Genomic DNA, 15,917 nt, shown 5'->3' with positions numbered 1-15,917 from the left:
GAATGCCCACGGTCCGCACTCGAATCGTGAGCATTCTCAGTTGTTTTTAGTGTTTGAAGTGACGAACGCCCGTCATGACCATCGCGATTCCGTTCTCGTTCGCTACGCGAATGGACTCTTCATCTTTGATCGATCCACCCGGTTGGATAACCGCTGTGATGCCTGCTTTCGCAGCCATTTCAAGCGTGTCGCCCATTGGGAAGAAAGCATCGGAGGAAAGAACGGCGCCTTTCGACTTGTCCCCAGCTTGCTCGATCGCAATTTTAGCCGCGCCGACACGGTTCATTTGCCCCGCGCCTACACCAACCGTCATGTCATCAGCGACAAGTACGATCGCGTTAGATTTAACGTGCTTAACTACTTTCCATGCAAAAAGCAGCTGCTTCATTTCTTCTTCTGTCGGCTGACGCTCGGAAACAACCTTCAGATCCGCTTCCGTCAGTTGGTAAGCATCGCTGTCTTGCACGAGCATGCCGCCTTCAACGGTTGTAACAACTGGCTCTGCCTTGCGGCCAGCAACGGTATCTAAGCCGACTACTTTCAGCAGTCGGATATTTTTCTTTTTAGAAAGGATATCAAGTGCTTCCGGTGTAAAATCTGGCGCAATGACGATTTCCAGGAAAATCTCATGCAGCAATTGCGCTGTTGCTTCGTCAACCGTACGGTTCGCTGCTACGATACCACCGAAGATGGACGTAGGGTCAGCGGCGTACGCTTTTTGATATGCTTCCAACACATTCGTACCGATACCTACACCACAAGGATTCATGTGCTTAACTGCAACAACGGCAGGCTCGCTGAATTCCTTAACGATTTGAAGCGCCGTATTGGCATCATTGATGTTATTGTAAGAAAGCTCTTTGCCGTGAAGCTGTTCAGCCGTCGTAATGTTGCCGGCCGCCGCATTCGGCTTGCGGTAAAACGCCGCGCTTTGATGCGGGTTTTCTCCATAGCGAAGCTCTTGCATTTTCTCGTAAGTAACTGTGTAACGCTCTGGGTAAGGCTCGCCCATTTGTTTGGACAAGTAGTCAGCAATCAAAGCATCGTATGAGCCAGTGTGACGGAATACTTTGGCCGCAAGACGTTTGCGCGTTTCAAGTGTTGTATCGCCCGTCTCTTGGACCTCTTCAAGCACTTTGGCGTAGTCCGCTGCATCGACAACAACAGATACGAATGCATGGTTCTTTGCCGCTGAACGTAGCATAGTCGGACCGCCGATATCGATGTTCTCGATAGCGTCTTCGTAAGAGACATTCGGCTTCGCAATCGTCTCAGCAAAAGGATACAAATTCACGACAACCAGATCAATATAATCCAGCCCTAGCTTCTTCATGCTCGCTTGGTGCTCTTCGTTGTCACGAACTGCCAACAGACCGCTGTGAACAGCCGGATGCAGCGTTTTGACGCGGCCATCCATGATCTCAGGGAAGCCTGTAACCTCGGAAATCCCGATAACCGGAACCCCTTTATCCTTCAACAAACTTTGCGTACCGCCAGTAGATATAATCTCAACGCCCAGCTTCGCCAATTCGCTCGCGAACTCAACGATCCCCGTTTTATCGGACACGCTGATCAGTGCTCTTTTGATTGCCACGGTTCTTCCTCCCAGAAAAGTAATTTTATATATATTATAACCTACAACCGAATGCCCACCCTGCGGCCATCCATGCTCACGCGGCCCTCGCGCAGCCATCGAATGACCTGCGGCAGCAATACGTGCTCAGCCGCATGAATCCGCTCTGCGAGCGATTCCGCCGTCTCGTGCTCGTGGATCTCCACGGCGCGCTGCGCAATGATCGGGCCGGAGTCCAGCCCGCCGTCCACGAAGTGCACGGTGACGCCGGTTTGCTTCACGCCGTACTCGACGGCCTGCTCAATCGCGCGCACGCCCGGAAAGGACGGCAGCAGTGATGGATGGATGTTAATCATCCGGCCGAAAAACGGCTCAACCAGCACATTCGTAATAATACGCATGTAGCCTGCCATCACAACCAAATCAACCTGGCGGTCTTGCAGCTCCTTCAAAATAAGAGCCTCATAAGCCTCACGATTGGCATATTCCTTGGGACGGAACGCGAACACAGGCACTTTCGCTTCTTTGGCACGCTCCACCACGTAAGCCTGCGGACGGTCACAGACAAGAAGCTCGATGCTGACATCAAGCTTCCCCTTCTGTACCTGATCCACGATCGCTTGGAAATTCGAGCCGCTGCCCGAAGCAAAGATCGCTATTCGATAAGGCTGCATTACACCTCAGCTCCTTGGAACGTTACAACACGCTCGCCTTCAGTAACAACGCCCAAACGGTAAACTTTCTCGCCTTGCGCTTCCGCTGCGGCAATCGCTTTCTCCGCATCATCCGCATTCACGATAATAACCATCCCAATCCCCATGTTGAACGTGCGGAACATATCGTTGTTCGAAATGCCGCCTTCACGCTGCATCAAAGAGAAGATCGGCAGAATCGGCCATGAGCCGTATTGGATATCCACGTTCACGCCGTCAGGCAGAACACGCGGAATATTTTCGATAAAACCGCCGCCTGTAATATGCGCCATGCCTTTGATCGCTACGTCTTCCAACATCGCAAGAATAGGCTTCACATACAACTTAGTAGGCTCTAGCAACACGTTGCCAAGTTTATCGCCCAGTTCATCCACATGCCCTTGAAGTGTGTACCCTTTCTCTTCCAGCAAAAGCCTGCGCACAAGAGAGAACCCGTTGCTGTGCACACCGCTTGAAGCCAGACCTAACACTACGTCTCCAGGACGGATTGTCGTACCGTCGATGATCTTTTTCTTGTCGACGATTCCAACCGTAAAGCCGGCAATGTCATACTCCCCTTGTGCATACATGCCAGGCATTTCCGCCGTTTCGCCACCGATGAGTGAGCAGCCAGACTGCTCACAACCGTCAGCGATCCCTTTGATAATAGCTTCGATTTTCTCTGGAATTACTTTGTCACAAGCGAGATAGTCAAGGAAGAAAAGCGGCTCAGCGCCTTGAACAATAATATCGTTCACGCACATAGCAACCGCGTCGATCCCGATCGTATCATGCTTATCCATTGCAAAAGCAATCTTCAGCTTCGTGCCCACGCCGTCCGTTCCAGATACAAGTACAGGCTCCTCATACTTGTCTTTGTTCAAGCTGAACAGCCCGCCGAAGCCGCCGAGGTCCGTTAACACTTCAGGACGGAAAGTCCGTTTGACGTGTTTTTTCATCCGTTCTACTGCTTCGTTACCTGCCGCGATATCGACTCCGGCCTTTTTGTAAGCATCCGACACTTCGCAACCACTCCTTATATTTGTCTATATATAGTGGGAGGCCCGAAGCCTCCCCTGTCCTTTAATCGCAAGCACAACCGACCTTCGTTACATCCACAATTTCCGTTGGATACGTATTATCGAAGCATGCTGTACAGTACCCGCTTTGGGAACCGGCCGATCCTTGACCAATGGAATCGAGCAGCCCTTCTTTGGTTAAAAAATGCAGGGAATCCGCGTTGATCGCCTTACGAATTTCCTCGATAGAGTTCATCGCAGCGATCAGCTCTTTCCGATCCGGTGTATCAATGCCGTAGTAGCATGGATTCATGAAAGGCGGCGAAGAAATCCGCACGTGCACTTCTGTAGCTCCAGCTTCTCTAAGTAAATTAACAATGCGAAGGGACGTTGTGCCGCGAACGATGGAATCATCGATCATCACGACACGTTTGCCTTCAACTACTTTGCGAACGGCGCTCAGCTTCATTTTGACACCTTGTTCACGAAGCTCCTGGCTTGGAATGATGAACGTCCGCCCTGTGTAGCGGTTCTTGATCAGCCCCAACTCATATGGGATACCCGTTTGTTCAGCAAAACCGATTGCCGCCGAGATACTGGAATCCGGCACGCCGGTTACTACATCCGCATCAACGAAAGCTTCCATCGCCAACTTTTTACCCATCCGCTTACGTGCGGAGTGAATGTTCACTGTATCGATATCGCTGTCCGGACGAGCAAAGTAGATATATTCCATCGCACAAATGGCGCGTCGGCCGCTCTCCGTGAACTGCTCGGAACGGAAACCGTCGCGATCCAGCACGATGAGTTCGCCTGGCTGTACATCACGGAAATAAGTAGCTCCCACCGCATCAAAAGCGCAGGACTCGGAAGCGAACAAGTAGGAATCGCCGAGACGGCCGATCATGAATGGGCGCAAACCGTTCGGATCAAGCGCAGCAATCATTTTATCTTTGGTAATGATCAGGAAGGCAAATCCGCCAATAACTTGCGTCAAAGCGTCTTTGACCGCGTCCACGATATCGTCATGCTCCGAACGGGCAATCAGATGCGCTAGGACTTCCGTATCGCTTGTCGTTTGGAAAATCGATCCCTTGCGCTCAAGCTCACGCTTGATAATGTTTGCGTTATCCAGGTTACCGTTCGTCGCAATCGCAAGATCGCCCTCACGATATTTGAAAACTAACGGCTGTGCATTCGCCAGCTTGCTTTCGCCTGCAGTCGAATACCGCACGTGTGCAATGGCTGTGGAACCTGTCAAAGGTGACAAGTTTTCGCCAGTGAATACCTCTTTGGCAAGCCCCATACCGCGATAGTAGTTAAACTTGCCGTCTTCTACCGTACAAATACCAGCGCTTTCCTGTCCACGGTGCTGCAAAGCATGAAGGCCATAATAGCAGAGAGAGGAAGCTTCGGAATGACCGTACACTCCGAAAACGCCGCACTCTTCATTCAGCTTGTCAAACAATCCGCCATGGCCGCCTACACCTTCGTTGAAGTACTCCCCTGTCCAAAGCTCGTGCTGCTGATCCCCCAGATTAACCAGGGGAGCCGCAGGTAGCTTTAGGGCCTTGGATTGTTTTATGCCATTAGACATGGAATCGCATCCTTCCAGACTTTCGCCAGCTCGCTTACCGGAGACTGGAGACGCTGTTCGTTGTTGATTTTCACAGTTAGTTCTGAACCTGTTACTGTTCCAATTTCTTGATAAGGCACGCCTTGCGAAGCAACCCAGTGCTTCAGGGCATCCGCTTTGTCCGGGGAAGCACTTAGCAAAATACGGGATTGGGATTCGCTGAACAATGCGAAATCAGGACGAAGCTCGGAAGCTACGTTAACGTCAGCGCCTACACGGCCGCTGATGCAGCTTTCTGCCAAAGCAACGGCCAAGCCGCCTTCGGACAAGTCATGCGCAGAAGCGACAAGACCTTCTTGGATCGCTTTAAGCACTGTGTTTTGAAGGCGTTTCTCCACGGCTAGATCAAGCACTGGAGGACGGCCTTCGGTTACGCCGTGAATCACATATTGGAATTCGCTGCCGCCGAGTTCCGCTTTCGTCTCGCCGAGCAGGATGATGATGTCGCCTTCTTTTTTGAAGCTTTGCGTCGTGATGTGGTCGATGTCATGCACCAGACCTACCATCCCGATAACCGGTGTCGGGTAAATTGCGCCTTTGGCGTTCTCATTGTAAAGAGAAACGTTACCGCCGATAACCGGCGTATCCAAGAAGCGGCAGGCTTCCGCCATACCGTCAGTGGATTTCTCCAACTGCCAGAAGATCTCAGGCTTGTCAGGGCTACCGAAGTTCAAGTTGTCCGTAACAGCCAAAGGCTCAGCGCCGGAGCAAACAACGTTACGCGCTGCTTCGGAAACGGCGATCCGTCCGCCAACCTCCGGATCCAAGTACACATAACGTCCGTTGCAGTCGGTTGTCATCGCAAGACCCTTGCGCGTGCCGCGAATGGTCACCACCGCTGCATCCGATCCCGGACGCACAGCTGTATCCGTACGAACCATGTGGTCATACTGGTTGTAAACCCACTCTTTGCTCGCTACCGTCGGGGACGCGAGCACCGATTTCAGCGCATCCGTCAGCTTCGTTACCTCTGGGTAACGCGTCGTGTCGATCGCTGCGCTTGCTTCATAATAAGCCGGAACCTTGCTCGGCTTATTGTAAACCGGGCACTCGTCGACGAGTGCGCCTACAGGCATATTCCCCACGACTTCACCGTGGTGGATCAGCTTCAGGTAACCGTCGTCGGTTACCTTACCGACTTTCGCGCAGTGCAGACCCCAGTGCTCGAAAATGCCTTTCGCTTGCGCCTCATGCTTCGGCTCAACTACGAACAGCATGCGCTCTTGCGACTCGGACAGCATCATTTCATAAGCTGTCATGCCTTCTTCGCGCTGCGGAACTTCATCCAGGTAAAGCTCCATACCGTTGCCGGCTTTACTTGCCATCTCAGCGCTGGAGCAGGTAAGACCTGCAGCGCCCATATCTTGAATTCCAAGCACGATGCCGGAATCGATTAACTCTAAGCACGCTTCCAGGACGAGCTTTTCCATGAACGGATCGCCCACTTGGACCGCCGGGCGTTTCGCTTCGGACTCAGCCGTCAATTCCTCGGAGGCGAATGTCGCTCCGTGGATCCCGTCGCGGCCTGTTGCCGGACCGACGTAGAAGACAGGGTTGCCTACACCTTTGGCAACGCCGCGTTGGATTTTGTCGTGGTCGATAAGACCCACGCACATCGCGTTAACGAGCGGATTACCTTCGTAACTCTCGTCGAACATCACTTCGCCGCCGACTGTCGGAATCCCGATACAGTTACCGTAACCAGCGATACCGGATACAACGTGCTCGAACAGGTATTTCACGCGGTCATTTTGCAGCTTGCCGAAACGCAAAGAGTTCAATAAAGCCACCGGGCGTGCGCCCATGGAGAAAATATCACGAATAATACCGCCCACGCCTGTCGCCGCGCCTTGGTAAGGTTCGATGGCGGAAGGGTGGTTATGACTTTCAATTTTGAAAACAACCGCTTGGTTGTCCCCGATATCTACGATCCCTGCGCCTTCGCCAGGTCCCATCAGAACGCGAGGTCCTGTAACCGGGAATTTGCGAAGCACCGGTTTGGAATTTTTGTAAGAACAATGCTCGGACCACATTACGCTAAATACGCCGATCTCCACATAGTTAGGATTACGTCCAAGGAAGCCGCAAATTTTGGCAAACTCTTCGTCCGTTACGCCCATTTGCTTGTAAATTTTCTGTTCCGCGATTTGTTCGGCTGTTGGTTCCTTAGCGGATAGCTGCTGCGTCATGTTTTTCCCTCCAAGCACTTAGAATAGATGTGAACATTTTCTTGCCGTCTGCGGAGCCCAGAATCTCATGAATGGCGCGCTCCGGATGGGGCATCATACCTACAACATTTCCTGCTTTGTTGCTAATTCCGGCAATATCGTCAAGGGATCCGTTCGGGTTAGACCCTGCTTCATAACGGAAAACGATTTGATTGTTTTCTTGCAGTTCTTTCAATGTAGCATCGTCACAATAGTAGTTGCCTTCGCCGTGTGCGATCGGAATATTGATTAGCTCACCTTCGGCGTAATCACGCGTGAAGGCCGTTGTGTTGTTTTCCACTTTCAAAACCGTTTGGTGGCAGCGGAATTTCATGCCGTTATTGCGCAGCAAAGCGCCTGGCAGCAATTTAGCTTCCGTCAAGACTTGGAATCCGTTACAAATACCTAGAATGTATTTGCCTTCTTCCGCCGCTTTAGCCACAGCTTTCATCACATTCGTAAATTGCGCAATCGCTCCGCAGCGCAGGTAATCCCCATAAGAGAATCCGCCCGGCACGAGGATGCAATCGTATTTGGACAAATCGTCCGCCGTATGCCACACATAATCAACCGGTTGTCCGATCGTGTCCTCAACTGCTTTGAAGCAGTCGATGTCACAGTTCGATCCCGGAAATACAAGAACCGCAAAATTCATGACGTTTCCTCCCTCTCCTGATCTCTATTAGGCCAACTCGTAGCGGTAGTCTTCGATAACTGTGTTCGCGAGCAGCTTCTCGCACATAGCTTTCACGCGTGCTTCCGCTTCTGCTTTATCCGTTGTTCCAAGTTCCAACTCCAAATATTTCCCGATGCGCACTTTGCCAACTTCCTCAAAACCCATGGAATGAAGCGCTCCTTGCACCGCTGTTCCTTGCACATCCAATACGTTCTGCTTAATCGTTACGTAGACCGTTGCTTTCATTTTCTATTCTCCTCCTCGTATGTGCTTGCTCTAATTTTTTGAATCGACTAAACGGTGCAAAATCTCTTTGTATCGGTTCGCAGTCTCTTCCACGACAGACGCTGGAAGCTCATCCGGCTCACTGTTTTTGTCCCAACCAGAACCCGCCAAGTACGTACGAACAGGCTCTTTGTCCATGGAATCAATCTCGATATCCAAGGCATATTTATCTTCCGACCAATAACGAGAGGAATCCGGCGTGAAAATTTCATCAATAATAATCAGTTCACCTGCATAAAAGCCGAATTCAAACTTCGTATCCGCTAAAATAATGCCTTTGCGCTCACAAATGGAATGAGCTAGCGTATACAGCATGATGCTGCGCTCTTGCAGCGCGTACGTCAGCTCTTCGCCAACCAGCTCAACCATCTGCTCGATGGAGATGTCCTCGTCGTGGCCGACATCATTTTTCGCCGCCGGGGTGAAAATAGGGTCCTGAAGACGTTGGTTTTTGCGCAATCCTTCAGGCAGCTTACGGCCGTTGATTTCGCCGGTTTTCTCGTACTGTCTCCAGCCGTTGCCTGTGATATATCCGCGTACAACGCACTCGATGGAGATACGCTCCGCTTTTTTCGCTACAATAATACGCTCTTTCAGAAGCTCTCTCGCTGCCGCATCCGGAATAATATCTTGCAGCAGCTCGACATCCGTGTGAACGATATGATTTTTCATATAACCGCTCGTGATATCGAACCAGTACTTGCTGAGCGCGTTAAGCACGTATCCTTTGTCAGGAACACCCGGCTTCAAAATGTAATCAAAAGCTGAAATCCGATCCGTCACGACGATCAGGAAATTTTCACCCAAATCATACAGCTCGCGTACCTTGCCTTTGTGTACCAGAGGCGCTTTTACGAGTTCAACCGCTGAATCAAGGATTTTACCTGCCACAGACAACCCATCCCTTCTCTCCCAATGTGCCTTCTATTTCAAACCTAAACGGTCAAAGATTGTAGTTACATGTTTCAAATGCCAGCTTGGATCAAAGCAATCCGCAATTTCAGCCGGGCTCAATACTTCCGTAATTGCACGCTCATTCTCTACGATGTCACGGAACGAACGCTGTTCTTCCCAAGCTTGCATCGCTCTAGGCTGCACGGTATCGTAGGCTTGCTCGCGGGAGAAACCTTTGTCGATCAGCTTCGTCATGACGCGGCCAGAGAAAGGCACATCATACGTACTGCGCATATTGCGTTTCATGTTCTCAGGGAACACCGTCAAGTTTTTGATGATGTTGCCAAGACGGTTCAGCATGTAGTTCAGCAATTGTGTAGCATCCGGAAGAATGACACGCTCAACGGAGGAGTGCGAAATGTCGCGCTCATGCCAAAGCGTCACGTTCTCGTAAGCAGAGATCATATGCCCGCGAATGACACGGGACAGACCGGAAATGCTCTCGCAACCGATCGGATTGCGTTTGTGCGGCATCGCGGAGGAACCTTTTTGACCTTTTGCAAACGGCTCTTCTACCTCGCGGAATTCACTCTTTTGCAGCGCGCGAATTTCTGTCGCGAATTTGTCCAGGGATGTAGCAACGAGCGCCAGAGTAGCCATGTACTCAGCATGACGGTCACGCTGCAGCGTTTGTGTGGAAATCGGAGCCGCTTTCGTGCCAAGCTTCTCGCACACGTACTGCTCTACGAACGGATCGATGTTCGCGTAGGTGCCTACTGCACCGGAGATTTTACCGAATTGTACGCCATCAGCGGCAAAACGGAAACGCTCCAGGTTACGTTTCATTTCCTCGTACCAAAGCGCCATTTTGAGTCCGAACGTCGTCGGCTCCGCATGCACACCATGCGTTCTGCCCATCATGGCTGTATCTCTATGTTCAATCGCTTTATTGCGAAGGATTTCTATGAAGTTCTGGATATCTTTGTCCAAAATCTCGTTGGCTTGTCTTAGCAAGTAACCAAGTGCCGTATCTACAACGTCTGTTGAAGTTAATCCGTAGTGAACCCATTTGCGCTCAGGCCCCAGTGTCTCGGATACCGCTCTTGTGAAAGCAATAACGTCATGACGCGTTTCTTGCTCGATTTCGTAGATGCGGTCAATGTTGAAGCTTGCGTTCTCGCGCAGCACTTTCACATCTTCTTTCGGGATTACGCCTAGCTCAGCCCATGCCTCACAGGATAAAATTTCAACTTCGAGCCATGCTTGAAACTTGTTTTGCTCAGTCCAAATGCTCGCCATTTCGGGGCGCGTATAACGTTCGATCATTTTGCCGTTCCTCCAATAATTATCATTTACTTACTTTCCCAAATCGTCGTGCGTTCTATCCAAGTCAGTGCTTGCTCTACATCGTTTGTCAGCAGATTAATGTGTCCCATCTTGCGTTTCTCTTTTGCTTCCTTTTTCCCGTACAGATGAACCTTGGCGCTAACGCCTAAGTCTGCATCTTCCAAGAAACCGGGCTGGTCGATCTTGGCGTTAAGCGGTTCGATATGCTCGCCGAGCAAATTCACCATAACCACTGGGGATAAAAGCTCCGTCGAACCTAACGGCAAGTTGCAAATCGCTCGAACATGCTGCTCGAACTGTGACGTGCGGCACGCTTCCATCGTGTAATGACCGGAATTGTGCGGGCGCGGAGCAAGCTCGTTGACGTAGAGCTGGCCATCCTTCGTCAGGAACAGCTCTACGGCGATCAATCCGATCACGCCAAGTCCTTCGGCGATTCGCGTCGCCAGCTTCTCGGCTTCCTGCTGCACATCCGCTGGGATGCGGGCAGGTACGATGGATTGATGCAGGATGTTATGTACATGTATATTTTCCGCTGCAGGGAATGCCTTCACTTCACCGCGAGGGCTTCTTGCTGCAATAACGGATAATTCTTTGTCAAAGTGAATGAATTGTTCGAGAACGAGCTCGGTTTTGGCACGGCTCAGCGTTTCGTAGGCTTCCTCTACTTCATCTAAAGAGCGAATAACCCATTGGCCTTTGCCGTCGTAACCGCCGGTCGCCGTTTTGAGCACACACGGTGTGCCGAACTTGATGACCGCGTCTTTCAGCTCTGCGGCGCTCTTGATTTCCGTATAAGGGGCAACCGGAACGCCTGCCGCCTCAATAGCTCTCTTCTCGCGAAGGCGATGCTGAGTCGTATATAAAAGCTCGCTTCCTTGGGGAACATAGGACTCATTCATAAGAATGCTAGTCACGTGAGCGTCCACGTTCTCGAATTCGTAAGTGATCACATCGGATAATGCCGCAAGCTTCCGTGCCGCTTCGACATCATCGAAGTTCGCAAGAATCTGTTCATCTGCGACTTGTCCGCATGGCGCATCCTCTGTGGGATCGAGCGTTACGAAGCGATACCCCATGTTGCGACCGGCCAAGGCCAGCATGCGGCCTAGCTGCCCGCCGCCCAAGACGCCGATCGTGCCGCCGGGCTTGATGACCTTACCACCTGCTGTGTCTGTCATAACAGGTCACTGCTTTCCATCACTGTCTGCGCCACGCGTTCACGGCGTGCTCTGACCCTCGCTTGCAGCTCAGGATCGAAAGCCCCTAGAATTTGCGCAGCCAGAAGGCCTGCATTCGTTGCGCCTGCATGCCCGATCGCCACCGTAGCAACCGGAATACCGCCCGGCATCTGCACGATCGAAAGCAAGGAATCGAGACCGTTCAGCGTCGATGTTTTGACTGGAACACCAATAACCGGAAGCTCCGTTTTGGCTGCTACCATTCCTGGTAGATGTGCCGCTCCGCCTGCTCCGGCGATAATGACTTGAATGCCGCGGCCTGCCGCTGCGGCTGCATATTCGAACATCAGATCCGGCGTTCTGTGCGCAGAAACCACCTTTTTCTCATAAGGCACTCCCAGCTCTTCCAACATGTCGCATGCGTGCTTCATCGTTTCCCAATCCGACTGGCTTCCCATTATGACACCAACACGTACCGTCATCACTAACCCACTCTCTATTGTATGGTAAATATGGTCAAACCCTCTAAACCAAAAAATGCCCAGAGCTAGAATACACGATTCTATCCGCTGGACAGCAAAAGAACCGAATGCAAAAAGACCATCATCTTCCTATGGTTTCCCTCATTCGCTTCCTCGTAGTCCAAAAATTCATGGTTTTTGGGTAGAAACTTTCAGGCCTTATCCCTGATTTTATACGAGTTGATTCGACATTTTCAATTAGTGCGGCTTCATTTCCCGCTTCCCTAGTTTACTACCAACTGACGTGTCATGTCAATTTCAAAAAACGAACGATTTTTAGGTAAATCTTTTGAATAGTTCGTTTTTTGCTGTTTTTTTCTCTAAAAACAAACTTTTGAGACATTCTTTCCATTTTCACCCTCACATCAAGGTTAGACTTGTTCGGTATTCGGGTATAGAGTAGGAAAAGACCCTCATCTTTTTTTCGACAAATCCGAAGAATGGCACAAACTTTTCCGCGCAAATATCGTCTAATAAGATAGATGACTTCAAAAAGGAGAGAGTTCAAATGAAAAAGAAGATGTTCTCAGCAAAAATCGCATTGGCTACAGCCCTGCTAGTCGCTGCAAGCTCTGCTCTTCTCCCGCAGCAGGCAAGTGTGTATGCCCAATCCGACAGCGTGGATTTCAGCGTACAACTCGCAACGATTAATATTCAGATCGGGGATCAACTGCTTAGTGTGCCTGGCGGAAAATCGAAGGATGGCGACACCTATGTCGGCCTCGCTTTTCTTAGCAAGGAACTGGGCTTGACGACTTCCTGGGATGCAACGACCAAAACCGTCACCGTCAGCGGCCCTAATAAGACAATGAGCATGCAAAACCAAAGCACGCAATACGCGTTAAATGGTCACACCTTCTTCGCGTCTCTACCTCCCGTCATTATCGATGGAACAACCTATTTGCCGCTTCGTTTGCTGCTGGAGCAAATGGGCTACAAGATCGGTTACAATGATGAGAACCGGGTCGTGAGTATTTCTAAAGTCAAAGAAAACGAGCTTAAACTGACGAACAAGTCCGAGACGCAAACGAAGACCGATAACCGCAGCATTAGCTTGCAGTATCCTCAGATCGAAGGCTGGGCCAATTCCGCTGCAAGCACGAAAATTAACACATTCATTCAAAATGAGATTGCTAAATATAGAGCCGCGGCCATCCAACAATTAGCCGATCTTACCGAGGATAGCAACGGGACTGAACCGGATTTTCCGAATACGTTCGATGTCAATTATCAAATTACTTATAATCAGGACCATAAGCTAAGTCTGTATTTTATCGTTTACACTTTCTCAGGCGGTGCGCACGGGTTCTATTCCTGGGATGCCCATACGTTCGATCTGGATACGGGAAATGAGCTGACTCTTCAGCAGGTGACATCGAATAACACGACCTATAAGACTATTATCAATCAAGAAATTAAAAAACAATTAAAAGCGAACGATTATGAACTTATTGAACCGTTCGAATCTATTCGTAACGATCAGGGATTTTATCTAAAAGATGACACCGTCGTCGTCTATTTCGGGCTTTATGAGTACGCCCCTTATGCGCTGGGTATTCTGGAATTTCCGATTCCGTTGTCTGCTTTTAAGGGAGAATAGCAAAAGCGCCCCATCAACTACGCGAAGCTGTGAGAGAGCTTCTTCGTAGCGTTGGGGCGCTTTCTTTGTAGCAGCCGGTTAGCATGCGCTCATGCTTATGAGCTTAACGCGGCTTCATACCGCATGGAGCTTCCGATTATGGCCAGCTCCTTCACCAAACCCAGCTGTTTGAACACATGCAGAGAGCTGTTCACCGTCATCGCATTGATCGTCGGATATTTGACGGCTAATGCTTCACAAATCTCTTTGACCGTTGTGTAACTACCTTGGTCGTACATAAATTCCAACAGCGCGTAACGCTGCGGAGTTAAGGGAATGTTTTTGGCGCGCATGCGCTGCAGCGCTTGATTCAGATCGTGTTTTGCCATTGTGGAAACCTCCTCTGCGATTTATGATCTATTTTTAAGGCGCTTGGGTGCGCTCTTATTGGAGAATAACTTATTATTTATAATAATTATAATATAATATTTATTTTATTTTAAATGATAACGATTGTCAATGATCTCATGGACTCACTTTTCATAATTAACTCCGATTCCTCCTGCTAATTTCAGTGAATACTCCTCTATTACCCAAATAACTGCAGTTTCTACCACTAATTCCGCCAGATCTAGCAGGTTTCGTCTAATTACTCATGATTTAGATGGAGCTTCTACCGCTATTTTCTCCCCCACCACTGAGCAGCGCAGAATAGCGTTAGTTTTTCCATCTGTTCGTTCCGAGTCACCGTTTTCGGTCCAATGTCCTCAATCCGAGTATCCGAGCGCAACCAAAAAAACCGATCCCCAACCGCACACGCGATTGAAGCTATCGGCTCCCACATCTATTCCTGAATCAGCCTGCAAGTAGCAAAAGGCCCATCTCTGCCATGCCTCCCTCAATTTCCGAGAAGCGTGTCTCATCATCCATCACGCCGATCAGCCCAGGCCGCTCGTGGACTCCATCCATCCCGCCCCGCAAGAATGCGGTCAACGTCAAGCTCCTCCGCCTCCTGCTCCGTAAGCTGCTTAGACTATTCCACCCGCTCCCTAACATCCGCACCAATTAAGACCGTATAGGAATGAAAGGTGTGGTACGGCTCGCCATTAGGAAAAAATTTTTTCGCATAATCACCGTTCGTGATCATCGTCGTCTCTGCCGACTCCCCAATCAGTCTGATGTACGGCTTCGTGATATGCAGCTTTTCTTCATATACGCCGCTTCTCACATAAATGACCGTTTCTTCCGCCCTCTCCTCGGCAAGGCTGTCGATTGCTTCCTGAATACGGATATAATCGGCGGTTCCATCTGCGGCTACTATAATCATCCTTTATCGCCCTTCCTGATCGATTATGCTTACTCTTCCACGACAAAACTGCCATACGTCACTTCCCGGAACCTTTCCTTCCAAGGGGAAACTCCTTGCAGCTTCTCATAGATTTCCTCCGCTTTCTGAACACACACCGACTGCACAACCTGTCCATACTCCAGGCATCCGGAGTCCTTGATCATTTGAATAAACGTTTCCTTCTCTTGTAGAAGAACATCCGACGAAATTGCCCCTTCATAGTACTCCTTCAATGGAGTAAACGCCTCATCCTCGACGGAGAGCAAATACAAAATAGGAAGCGTACGCTTCTTACCGTACAAATCATTTTTCACATCATATCGGACGATATCGCGCATATCATTCTGAATCTGATGAATGAGACCGAAGCAATCTGACAGTTCATGAAGCTGCTCGATTGTCTCCCGCGGGGAATCTACCGTCATATATCCCATAAAACAAGCTAAACGAAAAAGAGAGCCTGACTTCTCCTGCGTCATCACCAGATAATCATCCACCGACACGGCTGCATTCACTACGTCTTTGTGCTGCCCGTTGATCGAGCGTCCAACGATCTTCGTTACCTCGGCCAGCCATTCCGGTTTGATCTGCAACTGCCCCAATTCACCGAAGAATCCCATGATCAACGCCAGAACCGCATTCAATGCCTCCGCTTGCGAGCATTTCATCCAAGGTTTGTCCTCTTGATCCTGATCCTGCAAATCATCCACAACGTCCAAGATTAAATTGGCCAACTCCGCGAGTGCCGCGTAACGGTCAATATGAGGTGAATCCCCACCCAACATATAGTGCGTGCAAAGTGTGACCTTAGCCCAAGCCCCATTCTCTTTTTCTTTATCTGCAATGAAAGACTTCAAAAGGTCGTTTAAGTCCTTCACCTCAATATAGTCGTCCACCAAGCGAACCATATGTTCTTTCACATTTTGCTTCATGCTCCATTCACCTCGCTTTTATCTCTT

Annotated in this window: 16 protein-coding genes and 1 riboswitch; of the genes, 1 reads left to right on the top strand and 15 read right to left on the bottom strand. The window is 50.0% G+C overall.

The window, feature by feature from the left end; translation table 11 throughout:
• Nucleotides 1–46 precede the first annotated feature (46 nt).
• The 11 genes from purH to purE all read right to left on the bottom strand — a co-directional run bounded on the left by purH (nt 47) and on the right by purE (nt 11,992).
• A complete protein-coding gene (gene purH / locus AC3WTJ_RS36370; protein ID WP_127455587.1) occupies nt 47–1,594 on the bottom strand; it encodes a bifunctional phosphoribosylaminoimidazolecarboxamide formyltransferase/IMP cyclohydrolase in 1,548 nt (515 codons plus the stop codon).
• Between the two features lie 41 nt (nt 1,595–1,635).
• Nucleotides 1,636–2,247 (bottom strand): phosphoribosylglycinamide formyltransferase, encoded by a 612-nt coding sequence (gene purN, locus AC3WTJ_RS36365; protein WP_492526518.1) that lies wholly within the window; start codon nt 2,245–2,247, stop codon nt 1,636–1,638.
• A complete protein-coding gene (purM, locus tag AC3WTJ_RS36360; RefSeq protein WP_492526516.1) occupies nt 2,247–3,287 on the bottom strand; it encodes a phosphoribosylformylglycinamidine cyclo-ligase in 1,041 nt (346 codons plus the stop codon). Before purM ends, purN begins: the two co-directional genes overlap by 1 nt.
• A gap of 61 nt (nt 3,288–3,348) precedes the next feature.
• A complete protein-coding gene (gene purF / locus AC3WTJ_RS36355; protein ID WP_407870419.1) occupies nt 3,349–4,881 on the bottom strand; it encodes an amidophosphoribosyltransferase in 1,533 nt (510 codons plus the stop codon).
• On the bottom strand, nt 4,866–7,109 hold the full coding sequence (gene purL / locus AC3WTJ_RS36350; RefSeq protein ID WP_492526514.1) for a phosphoribosylformylglycinamidine synthase subunit PurL: 2,244 nt from the start codon (nt 7,107–7,109) through the stop codon (nt 4,866–4,868). The genes purF and purL overlap by 16 nt, the downstream gene beginning before the upstream one ends.
• Nucleotides 7,087–7,782, bottom strand: a complete 696-nt coding sequence (purQ, locus tag AC3WTJ_RS36345) for a phosphoribosylformylglycinamidine synthase subunit PurQ (RefSeq protein ID WP_492526512.1) — start codon at nt 7,780–7,782, stop codon at nt 7,087–7,089. Before purQ ends, purL begins: the two co-directional genes overlap by 23 nt.
• A gap of 27 nt (nt 7,783–7,809) precedes the next feature.
• Nucleotides 7,810–8,049, bottom strand: coding sequence for a phosphoribosylformylglycinamidine synthase subunit PurS (purS, locus tag AC3WTJ_RS36340; RefSeq protein ID WP_079414612.1), 240 nt, complete (start codon nt 8,047–8,049; stop codon nt 7,810–7,812).
• Between the two features lie 30 nt (nt 8,050–8,079).
• On the bottom strand, nt 8,080–8,979 hold the full coding sequence (locus tag AC3WTJ_RS36335; RefSeq protein WP_181646664.1) for a phosphoribosylaminoimidazolesuccinocarboxamide synthase: 900 nt from the start codon (nt 8,977–8,979) through the stop codon (nt 8,080–8,082).
• A 33-nt stretch (nt 8,980–9,012) separates the two neighbouring features.
• On the bottom strand, nt 9,013–10,308 hold the full coding sequence (gene purB / locus AC3WTJ_RS36330; protein ID WP_127455580.1) for an adenylosuccinate lyase: 1,296 nt from the start codon (nt 10,306–10,308) through the stop codon (nt 9,013–9,015).
• A gap of 26 nt (nt 10,309–10,334) precedes the next feature.
• On the bottom strand, nt 10,335–11,510 hold the full coding sequence (gene purK, locus AC3WTJ_RS36325) for a 5-(carboxyamino)imidazole ribonucleotide synthase (protein ID WP_492526509.1): 1,176 nt from the start codon (nt 11,508–11,510) through the stop codon (nt 10,335–10,337).
• Complete coding sequence (gene purE, locus AC3WTJ_RS36320; RefSeq protein ID WP_315955656.1) at nt 11,507–11,992, bottom strand: 5-(carboxyamino)imidazole ribonucleotide mutase; 486 nt, start codon at nt 11,990–11,992, stop codon at nt 11,507–11,509. The genes purK and purE overlap by 4 nt, the downstream gene beginning before the upstream one ends.
• A gap of 136 nt (nt 11,993–12,128) precedes the next feature.
• Nucleotides 12,129–12,230: riboswitch (purine riboswitch) on the bottom strand.
• A gap of 309 nt (nt 12,231–12,539) precedes the next feature.
• On the opposite strand from purE, the gene AC3WTJ_RS36315 reads away from it, so the two are divergent.
• Entirely contained in the window at nt 12,540–13,631 is a 1,092-nt protein-coding gene (locus AC3WTJ_RS36315; protein WP_492526506.1) for a stalk domain-containing protein, read from the top strand.
• A 95-nt stretch (nt 13,632–13,726) separates the two neighbouring features.
• Here AC3WTJ_RS36315 and AC3WTJ_RS36310 read toward each other — a convergent pair whose 3' ends face one another.
• The 4 genes from AC3WTJ_RS36310 to AC3WTJ_RS36295 all read right to left on the bottom strand — a co-directional run bounded on the left by AC3WTJ_RS36310 (nt 13,727) and on the right by AC3WTJ_RS36295 (nt 15,890).
• Nucleotides 13,727–13,999, bottom strand: coding sequence for a Fur family transcriptional regulator (locus AC3WTJ_RS36310; RefSeq protein WP_492526504.1), 273 nt, complete (start codon nt 13,997–13,999; stop codon nt 13,727–13,729).
• Between the two features lie 466 nt (nt 14,000–14,465).
• Entirely contained in the window at nt 14,466–14,609 is a 144-nt protein-coding gene (locus AC3WTJ_RS36305) for a hypothetical protein (protein ID WP_492526502.1), read from the bottom strand.
• Between the two features lie 34 nt (nt 14,610–14,643).
• Nucleotides 14,644–14,937: a pectinesterase family protein gene (locus tag AC3WTJ_RS36300; protein ID WP_492526500.1), complete on the bottom strand. Its 294-nt coding sequence runs from the start codon at nt 14,935–14,937 to the stop codon at nt 14,644–14,646.
• Between the two features lie 29 nt (nt 14,938–14,966).
• Nucleotides 14,967–15,890 carry a polyprenyl synthetase family protein gene (locus tag AC3WTJ_RS36295; protein ID WP_492526498.1) on the bottom strand — a complete coding sequence of 308 codons (924 nt, stop codon included), beginning with the start codon at nt 15,888–15,890 and terminating at the stop codon, nt 14,967–14,969.
• Between the last annotated feature and the right edge of the window lie 27 nt (nt 15,891–15,917).

It is taken from the genome of Paenibacillus sp. FW101-FHT12H11, assembly GCF_058790355.1.
This window is presented reverse-complemented; position numbering and strand designations above follow the sequence as displayed.

Excerpts from the sequence above, each read along its gene's own strand:
- purN (WP_492526518.1), bottom strand. The coding sequence starts at position 2,247 with ATGCAGCCTTATCGAATAGCGATCTTTGCTTCGGGCAGCGGCTCGAAT.
- purF (WP_407870419.1), bottom strand. The coding sequence starts at position 4,881 with ATGTCTAATGGCATAAAACAATCCAAGGCCCTAAAGCTACCTGCGGCT.
- purL (WP_492526514.1), bottom strand. The coding sequence starts at position 7,109 with ATGACGCAGCAGCTATCCGCTAAGGAACCAACAGCCGAACAAATCGCG.
- purQ (WP_492526512.1), bottom strand. The coding sequence starts at position 7,782 with ATGAATTTTGCGGTTCTTGTATTTCCGGGATCGAACTGTGACATCGAC.
- purS (WP_079414612.1), bottom strand. The coding sequence starts at position 8,049 with ATGAAAGCAACGGTCTACGTAACGATTAAGCAGAACGTATTGGATGTG.
- purB (WP_127455580.1), bottom strand. The coding sequence starts at position 10,308 with ATGATCGAACGTTATACGCGCCCCGAAATGGCGAGCATTTGGACTGAG.
- purK (WP_492526509.1), bottom strand. The coding sequence starts at position 11,510 with ATGACAGACACAGCAGGTGGTAAGGTCATCAAGCCCGGCGGCACGATC.
- purE (WP_315955656.1), bottom strand. The coding sequence starts at position 11,992 with ATGACGGTACGTGTTGGTGTCATAATGGGAAGCCAGTCGGATTGGGAA.
- AC3WTJ_RS36315 (WP_492526506.1), top strand. The coding sequence starts at position 12,540 with ATGAAAAAGAAGATGTTCTCAGCAAAAATCGCATTGGCTACAGCCCTG.
- AC3WTJ_RS36310 (WP_492526504.1), bottom strand. The coding sequence starts at position 13,999 with ATGGCAAAACACGATCTGAATCAAGCGCTGCAGCGCATGCGCGCCAAA.
- AC3WTJ_RS36300 (WP_492526500.1), bottom strand. The coding sequence starts at position 14,937 with ATGATTATAGTAGCCGCAGATGGAACCGCCGATTATATCCGTATTCAG.
- AC3WTJ_RS36295 (WP_492526498.1), bottom strand. The coding sequence starts at position 15,890 with ATGAAGCAAAATGTGAAAGAACATATGGTTCGCTTGGTGGACGACTAT.